This is a genomic window from Metabacillus bambusae, assembly GCF_017497975.1.
Lineage (GTDB): Bacteria > Bacillota > Bacilli > Bacillales > Bacillaceae > Metabacillus > Metabacillus bambusae.
The window spans coordinates 20,532-37,850 of record NZ_JAGDEL010000025.1; the positions used below are offsets into that span (position 1 = coordinate 20,532).

Sequence of the window (17,319 nt, forward strand, 5' to 3'; positions counted from 1 at the left end):
ACTTATTAAAAAAGTGATGTTGGTTTATAAATTATAGGAGGAAACTATTATGAAAAAATTATCTTTGTTTATAATAAGCCTTTTAGTAGTTGGCCTATTAGCAGCTTGTGGGACAAGTACAGATGAAGGAAATGAATCAACTACAGGATCTGAATCAGAAGACAAGAAAGTGTTGAAAATGGCAACTTCAGCTGATTACCCACCATTTGAATATATTGATACAGCTAAAGGTAGTGACATTATCGGTTTTGATATTGATCTTGCAAATGCATTAGCAGAAAAAACTGGTTATGAAATTGAAGTACAGGATATGGATTTTAATAGTTTAATCCCAGCTCTTCAAGCAAAACAAATTGATATCGTGTTATCAGGTATGACACCAACTCCAGAGCGTGAAGAGAATGTCGATTTTTCAGATATCTATTATACAGCAAACCATATGATCGTTTCTTTGAAGGATAAAGAAATAAAAAGTATTGAAGAACTTGAAGGAAAAACAATTGGTGTTCAATTAGGTTCGATCCAAGAAGAAAAAGCTACAGAAATATCAGAGCAGGTTGACCTTAAGATTGAAAATCGTAATAAAATTTCTGATTTAATTCAAGAATTAAAATCTGGTCGTATTGATGCAGCTATTATCGAAGATCTAGTAGCTAATGGCTATATTGAAAAAGACAAAGATTTAGCAGGCTTTACTCTTAATGCACCGGAAGATGAAGCAGGATCAGCAATTGCTTTCCAAAAGGATAGTAAATATACAAAAGAATTTAATGATGCATTAAATGAAATGAAAGAAAATGGAGAGCTTGAAGAATTAGTTTCAAAATGGTTCGGTGGCGAAGAATAAGTAATCCACTTTTCTTGCAAAAATGCAATGGGACTGACAGCTAATAATAGTGTCAGCCCTTTTTTATGAACAGGCACGTACTTAATTTAGATTGAAAGGATTTGGCAGTAGAATGGATATTAACTTTACTTCAATCATTCCATCCTTGCCCTTTATCTTGGAAGGGATCTGGGTAACATTACAAATTGTTGTGCTTTCTTTGTTACTTGGTTTTGCATGGGGAATCATTCTAGCTCTATTTAAAATTAGTCGAATAAAACCTTTAATGTGGTTTGCAGATGCATATACATCTATTTTTAGAGGAACACCGTTAGTGTTGCAATTGCTTATAATATATTTTGGACTTCCACAAATACTTGGCTTTCCAATTGATCCTTATCCTGCAGCAGTAGCAGCATTTACGTTAAACTCAGGTGCATATATTTCAGAAATCATTCGTGCGGGAATAAATGCGATTGATAAAGGACAACAAGAAGCATCTATGGCATTAGGTATCCCATATGCAAAGATGATGAAGGATATTATTATGCCTCAAGCATTTAAGAATATTTTGCCTGCTTTAATGAATGAATTTATTACATTAACAAAAGAATCTGCTATCGTAACTGTGATTGGCGTACAGGATATTATGAGACGAGCTTATCAAGTAGGAGCAGATTCTTATAACTACTTTGCTCCATTATTATTTGCCGGTTTAATTTACTATATATTAGTGATGTTTTTGACACTCCTTGGTAAGGGTATAGAAGGGAGAATGAGACGCAGTGATTAAAGTTGAAAATTTGCATAAATCATATGGTAAGTTAGAGGTATTAAAAGGAATTTCAACAACGATCGCTTCTGGTGAGGTGATAGCAATTATTGGACCATCTGGTTCTGGTAAGTCTACTTTCTTACGTTGTATAAATTTACTTGAAAAACCAACAGACGGAAAAGTGTTTATTAATGATCAAGAAATCACAAATCCAAAAACCGATATTTCAAAGATTCGTCAAAATGTAGGGATGGTGTTTCAGCATTTTCATTTATTCCCACATAAATCTGTTCTCGATAATTTAACATATGCACCAATGACCGTAAAAGGGCTAACGAAGCAAGAAGCAGAGGAACAAGCGAAAATATTATTAAACAAAGTAGGTCTCCTCGAAAAGGCATCTGAATACCCAAATCGTTTATCAGGTGGACAAAAACAGCGGGTCGCAATTGCAAGAGCTCTTGCAATGAATCCTGATGTCATTTTGTTTGATGAGCCTACTTCAGCTCTAGATCCAGAGATGGTAAAGGAAGTACTTGAAGTAATGAAGGATTTGGCGCAAACAGGTATGACAATGGCAATTGTTACACATGAAATGGGCTTTGCAAAAGAGGTAGCTGATCGTGTTCTTTTCCTTGATGGCGGAAAGCTAGTTGAGGATGCTCCACCGAGTGAGTTCTTTACTGCACCAAAAACAGAACGTGCACAAGCTTTCTTAGAACAAATGCTATAAAATACATGAAAAAAGGTGGTCTTTTGATCATCTTTTTTCTATTTTACTTATATTTAGTGTAAACTATTTTTCATATGATCACTTTGAATTCTTTGAAATTCAAAATCGAGGAGATTTCTTATGTTTAAGATTGGTTATCGAACTGTAAAAACAGCACTTGGAACAACAATAGCGGTTATGCTTGCACAATATCTTCAGCTAGATAATTATATTTCTGCCGGAATTATAACAATTTTATGTATAAAAGTGACAAAGAAAAAATCTCTCAAAAGCTCATGGGCGCGGTTACTTGCATGTACGATTGCGATTATTTTTTCATTCATCTTTTTTGAAGGTCTCACCTATCATCCAATTATAATTGGAATTTTGTTGTTAGTTTTTATCCTTACAACCGTTTTAGTGCGTGCTTCAGAAGGAATTGTCACAAGTGCTGTCATTATTTTTCATTTATATAATGCTGAAAACATCACTCTACAATTGATTGGTAATGAGTTTATGTTAATCATTATTGGTATTGGCGTTGCTCTAATCATGAATTTATATATGCCAAGTGTTGAATCAAAGCTAAAAAATTATCAACTTCAAGTTGAGGAAAATCTAGCCGTAATTTTTCGAGAAATTGAAATGTACCTTACTGAGAATGATCGAAAATGGGATGGTAAGGAATTAATCAAGACAGCTGAATTATTAAATGAAGCTAAAACAATTGCTTTTCGAGATGTTGAAAATCACTTTTTGCGCCATGAGAATACATATTATCATTATTTTAAAATGAGAGAAAAACAATTTGAAATTATTGAACGAGTGATTCCATTGGTTACTTCTGTTCAAAATTCTGTTGAACAAAGTAAAATGATTGCTGAGTTTATTCATGAACTTCGTATGAATATACATCCTGGAAATACTGCTCATAAATTTCTACTTCAATTACTCGAAATAAAACAATCTTTTGAAGAGATGGAATTACCTCAAACGCGGGAAGAGTTTGAGGTAAGAGCTGCTCTCCTGCATTTTGTCGGAGAAATGGAGAGGTATTTAATCATAAAAAGTCAGTTTAAAGGAATGAATACATAGTATTGTTCTTGCGTTGATCGTTCATATTAAAAGAAAAAGGACGTTGATAGGATGAAAACAATGCTTCTTTTTCTTTCAATTATTGCATCACCCATATGGCCGCTAGGACCAAATCCAATAGTTGGTGATCCATTTATTATTATTAACAAACAAACGAATGAATTAGCTTATATAAATCAAAATGAAATTCAAGAAATATATCCAGTTGCCACAGGTAAGTCAAAGGATCTTACCCCTGAAGGTGAGTTTACAGTTATTGTAAAGGCTGTTGAACCATATTATCGGAAGAAGGACATTACTGGTGGTGATCCGAAAAATCCATTAGGAACAAGATGGATCGGGTTTGACGCAGAGGAATCAGATGGACGGACATATGGAATTCATGGAACTAATAATGAAGATTCAATTGGACATTATGTAACACAAGGGTGTGTAAGAATGAAAAATAAAAGTGTTGAAAGCCTCTTTGAAGTTATTCCTATAGGTACAAGGATATTAATTTTGAATTCTCATGAGACATTTGAAGAGCTAGCAATAGAACATGGGGCAATGAAAAAATGAGTCTGATTCTTGAATCAGACTCATTTTTCTTTTTTGAAATGGGATGGTAATTCCTTACTAACCTATTCAATAAATACATAAGTTTATAATATTCATTCTTTGTTTTCTCTTTAGAAGACTTGACCTTAAATTAAAACCAAACCGATACACCGGCAAGCAATGTAGTAACAAGCATGACGCCAATCATTAAATAAACGACAACCTTTTGTGTTTTACGAGACATATTTCTTCACTCCTTATTCTATTATTTTAACGTGAAAGGATCATTTGGACAACACTTAACACTTGTTAAAATTTGAAAGGAATTCGAAGAAAAAGCAGGGATTTCTCACAGGAAGAGAGAAGTTTATTATATCGTGATAACGTTTACAATGTGGTTGGGAGGGATGTTTTATGATAAAAAAGGTTGATCATATTGGGGTAGCGGTACATTCGATCGAAGCTGTATTACCATTCTATACAGATGTTTTACAATTAACATTACTTGGCTATGAGGAAATACCATCACAACAAGTGAAAGTTACTTTCTTATCCGCAGGAGAAACGAAAATTGAATTATTGGAACCAATGTCAGAAGATAGTGCAATTGCTAAATTCCTATCTAAAAGAGGTGAAGGCATTCATCATGTTGCATTTGGAGTAACTGATATAACAACACGTTTAGTAGAACTTAGAGAAAAAGGAGTTCCACTTATCGATGAGATTCCTCGAGCAGGAGCGGCAAATGCAAAGATCGCTTTTTTACATCCAAAAGCAGCAAATAATGTATTAGTTGAGCTATGTGAAAAACGGGGTGATCATGATGACGATTGATATTTATGAAAAAATTAATGAGCTATATGAAAAGAGGCGTGAAATTGAGCTTGGTGGTGGGGATGAAAAAATTGCGAAGCAGCATGAAAAAGGAAAGCTCACTGCCAGAGAACGAATAAATCTTCTTGTAGATGAAGGGACATTTGTCGAGTTAAATCCTTTTATCGAGCATCGTTGTAATGATTTTGGATTAACTGATAAAAAGGGACCTGGAGATGGTGTTGTCACTGGCTTTGGGAAAGTAAATGGAAGACCAATTTATTTATTTTCTCAGGACTTTACTGTATTTGGCGGTGCACTTGGTGAAATGCATGCAAAAAAAATTGCTACAGTCATGGATTTAGCAGCAAAAAATGGGACGCCGTTTATTGGACTAAATGACTCAGGCGGTGCGAGAATTCAAGAAGGTGTGGTATCATTAGATGGTTACGGACAAATCTTTTATCGCAACACGATCTATTCTGGTGTAATACCCCAGCTGTCAGTCATTCTAGGACCTTGTGCAGGTGGTGCAGTTTACTCACCAGCGATTACCGATTTTGTTTTCATGGTGGAAAAATCCAGTCAAATGTTTATTACTGGACCTAAGGTGATTGAAACCGTAACAGGTGAAAAGATAAGCTCTGAGGATTTAGGTGGAGCAAATGTACATAATACAATTAGTGGTAACGCACACTTCTCGGGTTCAACTGAAGAAGATGTCTTGCTTCAAGTTCGAGCACTGTTAAGCTATTTGCCGCAAAATAATGATGAAAAACCGCCAATATTGCAATATGAAGAAAAGGATGAATACCGTCCAGACTTAACAGAAGTAATTCCTTTTGATGCAGTGCGACCATATGATGTGCGTGTTGTGATTGAGCAGGTTGTTGACAAGGATTCTTTTTTAGAGGTTCAAAAGGATTTCGCAAAAAATATCGTAATTGGCCTAGCGAGAATAAAAGGTGAGGTAGTTGGACTTGTCTGTAATCAACCTAAATATATGGCTGGGGGTCTTGATATTGATTCATCAGATAAAGCGGCAAGATTTATTCGCTTTTGCGACTCATTTCAAATCCCACTGATTACATTTGAGGATGTTACAGGTTTCTTCCCGGGAGTTAAGCAAGAACATGGGGGAATTATTCGCCATGGTGCAAAAATCTTATATGCCTATTCAGAAGCTACTGTTCCTAAGCTTACGGTTATTTTACGAAAGGCATATGGTGGAGCCTATGTGGCATTAAATAGTAAATCAATTGGTGCTGACCTTGTATATGCATGGCCAAATGCTGAAATTGCTGTAATGGGACCACAAGGAGCGGCAAATATTATTTTCTCTAAAGAAATCCAAACGAGTGAAAACCCTGAAAACATGAGAAAAGACAAAATAGAAGAATATCGTGAAAAATTTGCAAATCCTTATGTTGCTGCTAGTCAGGGTATGGTTGACGATGTTATTGACCCACGAGAAACAAGAATCAAGCTTATCCAGGCGCTTGACATGCTAAGAACAAAAAAAGAAACAAGACCAGTGAAAAAACATGGGAATATTCCCCTTTAATAATAGGAGGTAACAAGAAATGATTAATAAACAACGATTACTAGATGAGTTTTTAGAGCTTGTACAGGTAGATTCAGAAACAAAGCATGAAGCAGAGATTGCAAAGTTGTTAAAGGGTAAATTTACAGAACTTGGATTACATGTCATTGAAGATGACACAACTGGTGTGACTGGTCACGGTGCAGGTAACTTAGTTTGTACATTAGAGGCAACAAAAGAGAACGTTGATACAATCTATTTTACATCACATATGGATACTGTCGTACCTGGGAATGGGATTAAACCAAGTATAAAGGATGGATATGTGGTTACAGACGGAACAACAATTCTTGGTGCTGATGATAAAACGGGTTTAGCTGCGATGTTAGAAGCGATTAAGACTTTAAAGGAACAAAACATTCAGCATGGAAAAATTGAATTTGTGATAACTGCTGGTGAAGAATCAGGCTTAGTTGGAGCTAAAGCACTCGATCCCGCTTTAATGACAGCAAAATATGGCTATGCATTAGACAGTGATGGAAAAGTAGGAACGATAATTGTTGCTGCTCCTACACAGGCTAAAGTGAAAGCAACGATCTATGGTAAAACAGCTCATGCTGGTGTTGCACCTGAAAAAGGAGTTTCTGCGATTACAATTGCTGCAAAAGCGATTTCGAAAATGCCTTTAGGTAGAATCGACCACGAAACGACAGCAAATATTGGACGTTTTGAAGGAGGCACTCAAACTAATATTGTGTGTGATTTAGTACATATTCTTGCAGAAGCACGCTCATTAATTCCTGAAAAAATGGAAGAACAGGTGAAAAAAATGAAGAACGCCTTTGAAAAGGTTGCTACTGAGATGGGTGGTCGTGCTGAAGTGGAAGTAGAAGTCATGTATCCTGGTTTTAAATTTGGTGACGGGGACCATGTAGTTGAAGTAGCAAAGCGTGCAGCTGCACGAATTGGTCGCGAAAGTGAGCTCCAAACAAGTGGTGGTGGAAGTGATGCCAATGTGATTGCTGGTAATGGCATTCCAACTGTAAACTTAGCTGTTGGTTATGAAGAAATTCATACAACAAATGAAAAGATGCCGATAGAGGAATTAGAAAAAACTGCGGAACTTGTTTTAGCAGTGATTCAAGAAGTTGCACAATAATTTAACAAAAAGAACGCATGGAATTTCCGTGCGTTCTTTTGATTGGTATGAATCTTTTTTTATAAACAGTTCATAATAAAGTAAATAAATATGTTAAGAATTATTTATACAATCATAACTAAAAATGATTTTTTCCTCCATTTTTATTGATTATTACCACCTATACTTTTTTCAAAAACAAAGAAAATAAGAAGGTACGTAATTAAAGTAAAAGGAGGCGTTTGGATTGATAAACAAAAAATTCAGTATGATCGTTACAGGTGCTCTAGTAGCGGGACTTGTAGCTTGTAATAATAATGATGAAGCTTTAGATACAACAGATGTTAATCGAGTTGGAACAGTTGATGTTTCTGATAACGTTAATTATAACGGTCGGAGCTATGGGCCGATTGCACGTGAAATTGGTACAAGATATAACAATGGTGCAAATGAATTAAGAACAGCCAATCGTGATCGTCAGAATACGGTGACTGACAATGATTTTGACTTTGATTTTATTCCAGATCGTAATGGAAATGTTGATGGGATGGATCTTTCAAGTTCGAAAACAGAACTCTCTAGTAACAAATATCCGCACACAAGAGCAATAGCGGTTCAAGAAGCAAAATTCAAGACTATTCAAGCAAATAGCCCAGAAGAAGCACAGCAAAAAGCTCAACAATATATAAACCAATTCAGGCAACAAGCTGAGCAAAGAGCACAACAAGCACCACAAGCACAACAGCGTACACAACAAAACCAAGCTGAAGCACCTACACAGCAGCAACAAAGAGCTCAAGCACCACAAGAACCAAAACAACAAGCACCACAAGAACCAAAACAACAAGCACCAACACAGCAACAACAGCAAGCTAAAGCACCGGCTGAGAAACAGCCTGAAACACAACAACCAACACAAGGGTTGAGCCAAGCTGTTCAACAGGTTATTGAACTGACAAACGCTGAAAGACGTAAAAACGGTTTGTCTGACTTGAAAGGTGATACGAAATTAAGCGGAGTTGCTCAAAAGAAATCAGAGGATATGAGACAAAATCATTATTTTTCTCATACAAGTCCGACTTACGGTTCTCCTTTTGACATGATGAGAGACTTTGGTGTTACGTATAAAACAGCAGGAGAAAACATTGCTCAAGGTCAACAAACACCTCAACAGGTTGTCCAAGCGTGGATGAATAGTGAAGGACACCGTAAAAATATTTTAAGTAAGGATTTTACTCACATAGGTGTTGGCTATGATCAAAACGGTCATCATTGGACACAAATGTTTATTGGTAAATAAAAAAAAGAAGAAGCAGATGCGGTTACATCTGCTTCTTCTTTGATTTTTATCCTGTTATCACTAACTTCAATAGCTGAATATTACTTTTATTGAAACTTAATAAATTTAATGGGCGTCTAATATGTAAAGGAGACCATCAGAGGGAGTTCTTATAAATGGTTCTATAGCACCTTGAGGCATGGTTTTACTACAGTTTAAGATGTGACGAAATTCTATATTAGTAAAATATGTTATATTTTGTATGTTTTTCCTAGCAGAAATGTTATTCTATTATAGATATATAGTTTATAGTAATATCTCCTAAATACTTCGAAGTACGGTGATAAAGTTGTCCACAAAAAAATATAGCTATTTTGATGCTTCTTTACTTTTTTTCTTATTTTTATTAATGGTTTCTAGCTGTGTTAGTATTTTTAGTGCACAAAAATATGCACAATATGATGAAAATTTTATGTTAAAGCAAATCATTTGGTTTGTACTAGGTATTTTAGTAGCATCTGTTATCTTCTTATTTGATTTTGAACAAATAAGTAAAGTAACACCTTATTTTTACGGATTTGGTCTTATTTTATTAATAGGAATACTTGTTGCACCCGAGTCGATTGCACCTTATCGAAATGGGGCAAAATCGTGGTTTATTGTTCCAGGAATAGGATCTATCCAACCATCAGAATATATGAAAATATTTTTAATTTTGATGTTAGCTAACGTTACCCAAAAACATTATGAACGTTCTAACATAGATAGTATTGGACAAGATTTTTTCCTGTTAGTAAAAATCGGTGCTGTCTCACTAGCACCTATTATCTTAATCCTTCTACAAAATGATTTTGGGTCTTCATTAGTTATGCTTGTCATCACAATTGCGATTATCTTTTTATCAGGCATTAATTGGAGAATTATTTCAATCTTACTTTTACTTTTGGTTTCAGCAGTAGGTGCCCTTGTGATTATATTCATATATAATCCTGATTTCCTCTTAAATATTTTTGGTACCTATCAATTAAACCGAATTTATTCATGGTTAGATCCGTTTGAACATGCTGAGGGGATTGGTTATCAACTAAAGCAGTCACTATTAGCAATCGGATCAGGAATGATCGATGGAAAAGGATTTCATAAAAGTAATGTGTACACACCTGAAGCACATTCTGATTTTATCTTTACAATTGTAGCCGAAGAATTTGGATTTTTAGGTGCTGCTTTTGTGGTTGCATTATATTTTTTAATCATTTACCGAATGCTAGGTGTTGCTATGTATGCTAGAAGCAAAGTTTTTGAATTTTATATCTGTATTGGTATGGTTGCTCTATTTACATTTCACACTTTTCAAAATATAGGGATGGTCACTGGGTTACTACCAATTACCGGGATACCATTACTCTTAATGAGTTATGGAGGGAGTTCAGTTTTAGCTAGTATGATTGGAATTGGCTTAGTTTTAAATATATCTTTAAAGAAAAGAGATTATATGTTCTCAGAGGATGATTAAGTAAAGAAGGGGGGCTTAGCGATGCCGTTGATGTGTGAGTCTTTAATGTTAGATGATTATTTACAGGAATTACCTGAAGTCGACTATTCTCATCCTTTACTGAAAGAAAAGAGTAAGGAACTTTTTCACCCCGGATTTTCAGATATAGAAAAAGTAAAAGTAGCCTTTGAATTTGTTCGTGATGAAATAGCTCATTCATGGGATATTCAAAGTTCAATCGTTACATGTAAAGCATCTGAGGTACTATTTACTAGTGAGGGTATTTGTTACGCTAAATCAAATTTACTTGCTGCTCTGCTACGATCACAAGGAATCCCAACTGGTTTTTGTTATCAACGATTATTGCTTTTCACTAAACCAGATGATGGATATTGTATACATGCTCTAAATGCAGTACATCTTAGTTCCATTGATAAATGGGTCCGATTAGATGCTCGCGGTAATAAACAAGGAATAGAATCCTATTTTTCAATAGAAAAGGAACAGTTAGCTTTTTCGATCAATGAAAAGTTAGGGGAAATAGATTATCCAACCATTTATACGAAACCAAATAAGAAAACCATTGCTGTTCTAGAGAAACATACAAATACACTCAATATGTATAAATATAATTTACCAGATTTGTTATAAAAGCAAATGAATGAGGATGAAAAATGGCTATTATACAAAATGCATTTATACAGCGTAAAAGCTTTCAATTAATCGGTATTTCTGCCGTAACAAGTAATGAAGCAGAAATGAAAAATGAAGGCGTAATCGAAGGGCTTTGGGGAAAAATATATTCAAGCGAATTTATTCAAACAATTCCTAATAAAATCAATCAATCTATCTTTGCTTTATATACAAACTATGAATCTGATGAAACAGGAACCTATACATTTGTAATCGGTTCAGAGGTAGTACAAGATACTAAGGAAGCTTTAGGGATGGAAAAATTTGAAGTGCCTGAAGCAAAATATATCGTATTCACTACTCGAAAAGGGCCGGTTCAAGAGGTAGTTATTGAAGCATGGCAGGAAATATGGGAATGGTCTAAAACGAATGAAAGAGCATTTTTGTCAGATTTTGAAGTATATGATGAACGGACAATCGACCCAGAAAATAGTCAGGTTGATATTTATATTTCTGTTAAGTAGCAATAAAGTAAATTAAAAGTTTTTAGTTGTACGATATAAATAGAAAAAACACGCTGCCAGCTCAAAATTGAGTTGTTCAGCGTGTTTTTTTGATTCGTTATTCCAATCCATCAATCACCATAGTTTTAACAGGTAAGAAAGCTTCTCCGGTTTCCAAATAGTTCACGTTCACTTTATCTCCCACTTGCAAGTAAATTGCTAACGCGTTATTTTCAGAAGAAATGACATAGCTCTGACGGTTGTCTAAAAGGAACGAAATGATTGTGTAGTCTCCAGACTTTTCTTTGTATACTCTAACAACTGTTCCAGTTACTTGTTTTTCCTCTGCTTTGGAATTCCCATCTACAGTACTTCCACCTTTTTGCAATGCTGTTTTATATTGTTTTAAAGCTTGATTTGGGGTAGTTCCATAAACTGATATTTCTGGATTTGCAGCAGATACAATAAAGTAATTTTGTAGAAAACCGTTGGAATCTAATACAGGTGTTAACCAACTAGCTTCTCCGTAAAAGTTATAGAGTACAGGCATTTCCCCATGCCATTTCTTTTCAATGAATTTCTTTTCGATAATTTGCAAGGCTCCCTGTGAATCCATATAGGATTCTTCTAAGTTACCTGTATAATAGGTAGCCTGACCAGTTCTTGAATTGGTAAGAGAATATCCTAGCATTGAGTCTACACCAGCTTTTGGGCTAGTGAAATCGGTGAAATAATACATGTCTCCATTTTCATCAAAAATAGGACTAACATTTGCCTCAGTTCCTTCATCAGAAGGGAGTTTCACATCTGATTTACCGAATTTACTATTCCAAAATCCATGTACGTAATTTCCAAAATAACTATTTTGTAAGCTTACAGTTTCAGGGGATACTGAGCCATCAATAAATTCTGGGGCATCAGCTAATGTATAATCCTTTGTTTCACCACTTTTAGGATCAACGACTACTACACCTTTAACTGTAAAACCATTGCGGGCTGATACAAATTCGCCATATGAACGAATGTAATATGGCTTTCCGTTATCATCAATTTCTAATTGGACATCTCCATAAAAAATATGTTTAGGATAATTCATTCGGATATGTCGTTCAATATTTTTATTAAAATAGGAGGATGGAGTATAAACCATCTCTGTTTTCATAAATTTTGGGTTAGCTGAGGAATCAGTTGCACTTAAGGTGAAATAACCAGGTGTTTCATCACCATTCCACCATTTGAAAAAACCTGAAAATTCTACAGGCGCAATATAGACAAACTCCCCGTTCACTTTTTGGATTTGCAGATTCCCAAGCTCATAATAACTTGTATTCGGTACTTGACCGAACGCTTTTTTCATTTTGTTTCGTGCAAATTGTGGTGGAACACTTGCAGGTGTTTCCTTTTCGTCAAACGCTTTAATTTCAACCTTCTCTTCCATTTTTGCATGTTTGAACTTTTCATCTGCGTTAAAAATGCCAGCTGTTAGGAAGTAAACTCCGATGATAAGGCTACCTGCAAAAAGAATTCCTTTTATCATCCTTTCTTTCCCACTAGCGAATAAAGCCCCAGCTGCAGTTATGATAATGAAAAACAGCCATAAGGAAGAAAGATTCATGTCAAGGTTACTAAAGTAATAGAATGCAAATACTGCAGGTATTGCAATAATTAATGTTGCAATTACGGCTCCAGATATAGGCTTTTTATCCTCTTTGCTTGTATTGTTTTTTTTAGTAAAGGGGATAAGTACAAGTGCAGATGCTAACCCAACAATTAGTGCAAATAATAAGATGTTTCCCATAATGTCTCCCTTCAAAGTTGAACATGATATTGTCTATAATCTTAGTACGGATACGATGATGAAAAGTTTCATAAAATCAAGATAACAGTATAATTTGGTATTCATCATAGGATTCCTTCTCTCAAATGATGAAAAAACACATTAATACCAGACTCTGTAAAACGCAAAAAAGGTAAAAGAAAACAATGTCTTCTTTTACCTTTACCAACGATTTCTAAACGAAAATAAAATATAAAACAAATAAGAAACTAAGTACATACATAATCGGATGTACTTCTTTAAATCGCTTCTGAGCAATCATTGCACAGGGGTATAAAATAAATCCAAGTGCAATTCCAGTTGCTACACTGAATGTTAGTGGCATCATAATTATTGTAACAAATGAAGGAATTACGATTTCTAATCTGCTCCAATTTACTTTGCTTATTTCCATAGCCATCAACGCACCAACTATGATCAATGCAGGAGCCGTAACCTCAGGTGTGATAACTGACAGAATGGGTGAAAAGAAAAGTGCGATTGTAAAGCATACCGAGATAATAATAGAAGTGAACCCTGTTCTTCCACCAACAGCAATCCCAGCAGTGGATTCTACAAAGGACGCTGTTGTGGATGTACCAAAAATAGCTCCTGCTACTCCAGAAGTAGAATCAGCTAGTAAAGCACGTCCTGCATTTGGTATTTTGTTGTCTTTCATTAATCCAGCTTGACTAGCAACAGCTATAAGTGCACCAGCCGTATCAAAAAATGCAACAAATAAAAAGGTGAAAATAACTGCAAGTATTTCAGGAGTGAAGATTTCACCTAAGTGTGAGAACACAACGCCAAATGTTGGCTCAATGCTGGGTACTTTACCAATAATCGAATTAGGTACATCAATTAAACCAACAATCATTCCAATAATTGTCGTAATAACCATTCCAAAAAAAATCCCGCCATTTATACCTCGTACTAACATCATCAATGTAATAATAAAGCCAACAACAGCAAGTCCTGTTACTGGAGAAGCTAATTCTCCAATTGAAACAAATGTATCTAGATTTGAAACGATAATCCCAGCATTCTTCAAACCAATAAACGCAATGAAAAAGCCAATCCCAGCAGCAATTGCGTGCTTTAAATCCTGAGGAATGACATTAATAATCTTTTCACGAATTTTTAATAAACTTAAAATCATAAATATAATTCCGGCGACAAAAACTCCGGTTAAGGCAATTTGCCAATCAATTCCCATTCCAATACAAACTGAAAACGTGAAAAATGAATTAAGTCCCATACTTGGAGCAATACCAATTGGGTAGTTAGCAAGTAGACCTATTAAAAGAGAACCGACAATTGCTGAAAGCGCAGTTGCAGTAAAAAGGGCTCCTTTGTCCATTCCTGCCTGACTTAATATGATGGGATTGACTACTAAAATATAGGCCATAGATAGGAAGGTTGTAATCCCTGCAAGTGTTTCTTTTTTATATGAAGTTTCCCGTTCTTCAAATTGAAAAACTTTATCATGATGATTTTCCTCCTACTGCAATAAGTATAAATAAAAAAACTCTGGCTAAACAAAGCTGCCAAAGTTGTTATCTACAGTAAGGAATAGGGAAAAATGCTCTCTAATCCTTGTAGACAAGCCATTTAAGGTAGCTGGTAGAAACGTTCAAGCCATATTCTTGAACTTATACAAGGTTGCTATTATTTTAAAATAATAAATCGAATCTTACCAAGTTCGACAAAATTCGTCAATAGGTGAATGAATTGTTGATATATTCTTTTTATTTATAAGGATATTATCATGTAGTGGGAGATATATTCTTTTCATTGACTTTGTTTCATAGTATGATAGTCATAGAAAACCTTATATTAAGAGGGAAATGAATGTGATCCGAGAGGAGATTTATATGGACATTTCAAAAGTCGTCGTATTTCGAGCTGGTAATGAGGAATATGGGTTGCCGATCGAATACGTGATTTCAATTGAAAAGCTTGAAAATATAAATGTTATTCCTAATATGCCTTACTACATGAAAGGTGTTGTTAAAGTTAGAGGAGAGTTAATCCCTGTTCTAGACATGAATCGTATTTTGTATCAGGATGATACAATCGGGGATGATAATGCTAAACTAATCGTTGTGCAATCAGAAGAGCTCTCTGCAGCACTTATTGTAAAAGAAGCAAAAGAAATTTTAGATATTTATGAAAATCAATTAAAAACGATTGGTATTGGAGCGTTTCAGTCAACAAAGTACTTCACAGCTGTTGCAAGTCTTGGCGATCGTTTGATTATGTTAATTGATCCGAATCTTTTCATTTCAAGTCTTGAAAGTATTGCTATTGTAAAAGAGGAAATGGTAAGTCACCAATAGAGTGTATTGGTGATTTTTTAGTTGTCTAGGAAATTATAAAATTCTTGTGTGGCTAAGCGCTTAGCTTCCAGCTCCAGCGCCTAGCCCCTCTTGGGTCTATAGCCACTTAAGAATTGAAGGTAAAGAACACCTTCTATTCTTAAGCGTCTTATTTGCCCGAGGCTGTTCAAGGCGCTTGCGCTTTTGTTTTTTGGCTGTTTTCGCAAACTTTGTTGTTATTTACCAAGTAATGCGGAGTGGTTGATTGCAGTGAGAGATGCTCGCTTCCGCGGGGCGGGCGGTAAGCCTCCTCTGCGTAAATGCCTGCATGAGTCTCACCTGTCCCGCTGCTCTAAACAGGAGTCTCGTAATCCGTTCCAATCAACGTTATATAGTTTTCGTTTTAAAAGCAACAATCTATAAAAACATTTAATCCTACATGATAAAATAATACTATCTTTTTAGTGAGTGGTGGAGCTATATGGAACGTACTGCAAGCGGTCGAATAATTCTTCATGTTGATATGAATAGTTTTTACGCATCAGTTGAAATGTCATATGATCCTTCTCTCAAGGGGAAGCCGTTAGCTATTGCTGGTAATGTAGAGGAGAGGAAAGGGATCATTGTTACATGCAGCTATGAAGCACGTGCAAAAGGTGTGAAGACGACGATGCCACTATGGCAGGCTCGCAAGCTGTGTCCTGAGCTAATCGTCAAACAGCCTAATTTTGAACGTTATCGTAAAGCATCTCGTGCAATGTTCGACTTACTTAGGGATTTTACAGACCTTGTTGAGCCAGTATCAATAGATGAAGGGTACATGGATATTACACAAACTATACGTAAAAATCCATTAGAAATTCCGACATTAATTCAGGAGCGACTTTTAGAAGAATTATTGCTACCATGTAGTATTGGGGTAGCGCCAAATAAATTTTTAGCTAAAATGGCTTCAAATATGAAAAAACCACTTGGTATTACGGTTTTAAGAAAAAGAGAACTTTCTGAAAAACTCTGGCCACTAACAGTTGGTAACATGCATGGTGTCGGGGATAAAACGCTTGAAAAGCTTAAGTCAATTGGCATCGAATCAATTTATGATCTAGCTCATGGTGATCCTGTCCAGCTTAAACAATTGCTTGGAGTCAATGGTGAACGTTTAAAACAACGAGCGAACGGAGTTGACAATCGAGAAGTAGATCCTGATTCGATTTATGATTTCAAAAGCATTGGAAATTCAACAACCCTTTCAAAAAATACGACGAATGAAAATGAAATAAATGACGTATTACGAAAACTAGCACATTCTGTCATGGTTCGAATGAAGCGCAAAGAGGTTTTAGCTAGTAAGATTTTTATTACGATTAGGTACGGGAATTTAAAAACGATAACTAGAAGTAGAAAATTAGCGAACCCTATTGGTGATGGAGATGAAATTTTTTCAATGGCAAAACAGCTCTTTTTTACCCATTGGAATGAAGAACCGATTCGACTATTAGGCATCACTGCTCAAGATTTGGTTGAAAAGGAGGGTGCGTTAAAACAATTAGATCTGTTCTCATTTGAAAATGATGCAAAGGATGAACCGTTGCTTAAAGTTATTGATAAAATAAATCAAAAATATGGAAATCAATTCATTAAACGAGGTGTAAAAGGCGAGCGTGAAGACGATCAATCACCCGGTACGAGCTTTAATAAAGATTTTTTAAGAGAGTAAGCGATTACATGAGTTATGTCACTTGAAATGTAGTTAAAACTTATGGTATTTTCAATTGTAGTCATAATAAATAATTCGAATTATGTGTCAATTCCGCAGATTTCGTCGGAAGAAGGCAG

General features: G+C 35.3%; 16 protein-coding genes, 1 pseudogene and 1 riboswitch. Of the genes and pseudogenes, 14 read left to right on the forward strand and 3 right to left on the reverse strand.

The window, feature by feature from the left end:
• Positions 1 to 49: 49 nt before the first annotated feature.
• From I7822_RS23740 to I7822_RS23760, 5 genes are all read left to right on the forward strand, one after another.
• Positions 50 to 847, forward strand: a complete 798-nt coding sequence (locus I7822_RS23740) for a transporter substrate-binding domain-containing protein (protein WP_207981552.1) — start codon at positions 50 to 52, stop codon at positions 845 to 847.
• 112 nt (positions 848 to 959) lie between these two features.
• Positions 960 to 1,619 carry an amino acid ABC transporter permease gene (locus I7822_RS23745; RefSeq protein WP_207981553.1) on the forward strand — a complete coding sequence of 220 codons (660 nt, stop codon included), beginning with the start codon at positions 960 to 962 and terminating at the stop codon, positions 1,617 to 1,619.
• Complete coding sequence (locus tag I7822_RS23750) at positions 1,612 to 2,334, forward strand: amino acid ABC transporter ATP-binding protein (RefSeq protein ID WP_207981554.1); 723 nt, start codon at positions 1,612 to 1,614, stop codon at positions 2,332 to 2,334. Before I7822_RS23745 ends, I7822_RS23750 begins: the two co-directional genes overlap by 8 nt.
• Before the next feature lie 120 nt (positions 2,335 to 2,454).
• Entirely contained in the window at positions 2,455 to 3,408 is a 954-nt protein-coding gene (locus I7822_RS23755; RefSeq protein ID WP_207981555.1) for an aromatic acid exporter family protein, read from the forward strand.
• A gap of 51 nt (positions 3,409 to 3,459) precedes the next feature.
• Positions 3,460 to 3,969, forward strand: a complete 510-nt coding sequence (locus I7822_RS23760) for a L,D-transpeptidase (protein WP_207981556.1) — start codon at positions 3,460 to 3,462, stop codon at positions 3,967 to 3,969.
• A 130-nt stretch (positions 3,970 to 4,099) separates the two neighbouring features.
• On the opposite strand, the gene prli42 is transcribed toward I7822_RS23760, so the two are convergent.
• Entirely contained in the window at positions 4,100 to 4,192 is a 93-nt protein-coding gene (gene prli42 / locus I7822_RS23765; protein WP_157094347.1) for a stressosome-associated protein Prli42, read from the reverse strand.
• A 170-nt stretch (positions 4,193 to 4,362) separates the two neighbouring features.
• Between prli42 and mce the strand changes: the two genes are divergently transcribed.
• From mce to I7822_RS23800, 7 genes are all read left to right on the forward strand, one after another.
• Positions 4,363 to 4,782 (forward strand): methylmalonyl-CoA epimerase, encoded by a 420-nt coding sequence (mce, locus tag I7822_RS23770; protein ID WP_207981557.1) that lies wholly within the window; start codon positions 4,363 to 4,365, stop codon positions 4,780 to 4,782.
• On the forward strand, positions 4,778 to 6,325 hold the full coding sequence (locus I7822_RS23775; RefSeq protein WP_207981630.1) for an acyl-CoA carboxylase subunit beta: 1,548 nt from the start codon (positions 4,778 to 4,780) through the stop codon (positions 6,323 to 6,325). Before mce ends, I7822_RS23775 begins: the two co-directional genes overlap by 5 nt.
• Positions 6,326 to 6,344: 19 nt before the next feature.
• Positions 6,345 to 7,463, forward strand: a complete 1,119-nt coding sequence (locus I7822_RS23780) for a tripeptidase T (protein ID WP_207981558.1) — start codon at positions 6,345 to 6,347, stop codon at positions 7,461 to 7,463.
• Between the two features lie 226 nt (positions 7,464 to 7,689).
• Complete coding sequence (locus I7822_RS23785) at positions 7,690 to 8,742, forward strand: CAP domain-containing protein (protein WP_243459652.1); 1,053 nt, start codon at positions 7,690 to 7,692, stop codon at positions 8,740 to 8,742.
• Positions 8,743 to 9,070: 328 nt separating this feature from the next.
• A complete protein-coding gene (locus I7822_RS23790) occupies positions 9,071 to 10,234 on the forward strand; it encodes an FtsW/RodA/SpoVE family cell cycle protein (RefSeq protein WP_207981559.1) in 1,164 nt (387 codons plus the stop codon).
• 21 nt (positions 10,235 to 10,255) lie between these two features.
• Positions 10,256 to 10,864 (forward strand): transglutaminase-like domain-containing protein, encoded by a 609-nt coding sequence (locus tag I7822_RS23795; RefSeq protein WP_207981560.1) that lies wholly within the window; start codon positions 10,256 to 10,258, stop codon positions 10,862 to 10,864.
• A 23-nt stretch (positions 10,865 to 10,887) separates the two neighbouring features.
• Positions 10,888 to 11,370, forward strand: a complete 483-nt coding sequence (locus tag I7822_RS23800; RefSeq protein ID WP_207981561.1) for a GyrI-like domain-containing protein — start codon at positions 10,888 to 10,890, stop codon at positions 11,368 to 11,370.
• Between the two features lie 97 nt (positions 11,371 to 11,467).
• On the opposite strand, the gene I7822_RS23805 is transcribed toward I7822_RS23800, so the two are convergent.
• Complete coding sequence (locus I7822_RS23805) at positions 11,468 to 13,147, reverse strand: ECF transporter S component family protein (RefSeq protein WP_207981562.1); 1,680 nt, start codon at positions 13,145 to 13,147, stop codon at positions 11,468 to 11,470.
• 214 nt (positions 13,148 to 13,361) lie between these two features.
• A pseudogene (locus tag I7822_RS23810) lies at positions 13,362 to 14,642 on the reverse strand (NCS2 family permease); the annotation flags it as partial.
• A gap of 102 nt (positions 14,643 to 14,744) precedes the next feature.
• Positions 14,745 to 14,845: riboswitch (purine riboswitch) on the reverse strand.
• A 194-nt stretch (positions 14,846 to 15,039) separates the two neighbouring features.
• Between I7822_RS23810 and I7822_RS23815 the strand changes: the two are divergent.
• Both I7822_RS23815 and I7822_RS23820 read left to right on the forward strand, forming a co-directional pair.
• A complete protein-coding gene (locus I7822_RS23815; protein ID WP_207981563.1) occupies positions 15,040 to 15,504 on the forward strand; it encodes a chemotaxis protein CheW in 465 nt (154 codons plus the stop codon).
• 460 nt (positions 15,505 to 15,964) lie between these two features.
• Positions 15,965 to 17,200 carry a DNA polymerase IV gene (locus I7822_RS23820; RefSeq protein WP_207981564.1) on the forward strand — a complete coding sequence of 412 codons (1,236 nt, stop codon included), beginning with the start codon at positions 15,965 to 15,967 and terminating at the stop codon, positions 17,198 to 17,200.
• Positions 17,201 to 17,319: the final 119 nt, after the last annotated feature.

Excerpts from the sequence above, each read along its gene's own strand:
- I7822_RS23740 (WP_207981552.1), top strand. The coding sequence starts at position 50 with ATGAAAAAATTATCTTTGTTTATAATAAGCCTTTTAGTAGTTGGCCTA.
- I7822_RS23745 (WP_207981553.1), top strand. The coding sequence starts at position 960 with ATGGATATTAACTTTACTTCAATCATTCCATCCTTGCCCTTTATCTTG.
- I7822_RS23755 (WP_207981555.1), top strand. The coding sequence starts at position 2,455 with ATGTTTAAGATTGGTTATCGAACTGTAAAAACAGCACTTGGAACAACA.
- I7822_RS23760 (WP_207981556.1), top strand. The coding sequence starts at position 3,460 with ATGAAAACAATGCTTCTTTTTCTTTCAATTATTGCATCACCCATATGG.
- prli42 (WP_157094347.1), bottom strand. The coding sequence starts at position 4,192 with ATGTCTCGTAAAACACAAAAGGTTGTCGTTTATTTAATGATTGGCGTC.
- mce (WP_207981557.1), top strand. The coding sequence starts at position 4,363 with ATGATAAAAAAGGTTGATCATATTGGGGTAGCGGTACATTCGATCGAA.
- I7822_RS23780 (WP_207981558.1), top strand. The coding sequence starts at position 6,345 with ATGATTAATAAACAACGATTACTAGATGAGTTTTTAGAGCTTGTACAG.
- I7822_RS23795 (WP_207981560.1), top strand. The coding sequence starts at position 10,256 with ATGCCGTTGATGTGTGAGTCTTTAATGTTAGATGATTATTTACAGGAA.
- I7822_RS23800 (WP_207981561.1), top strand. The coding sequence starts at position 10,888 with ATGGCTATTATACAAAATGCATTTATACAGCGTAAAAGCTTTCAATTA.
- I7822_RS23805 (WP_207981562.1), bottom strand. The coding sequence starts at position 13,147 with ATGGGAAACATCTTATTATTTGCACTAATTGTTGGGTTAGCATCTGCA.
- I7822_RS23815 (WP_207981563.1), top strand. The coding sequence starts at position 15,040 with ATGGACATTTCAAAAGTCGTCGTATTTCGAGCTGGTAATGAGGAATAT.
- I7822_RS23820 (WP_207981564.1), top strand. The coding sequence starts at position 15,965 with ATGGAACGTACTGCAAGCGGTCGAATAATTCTTCATGTTGATATGAAT.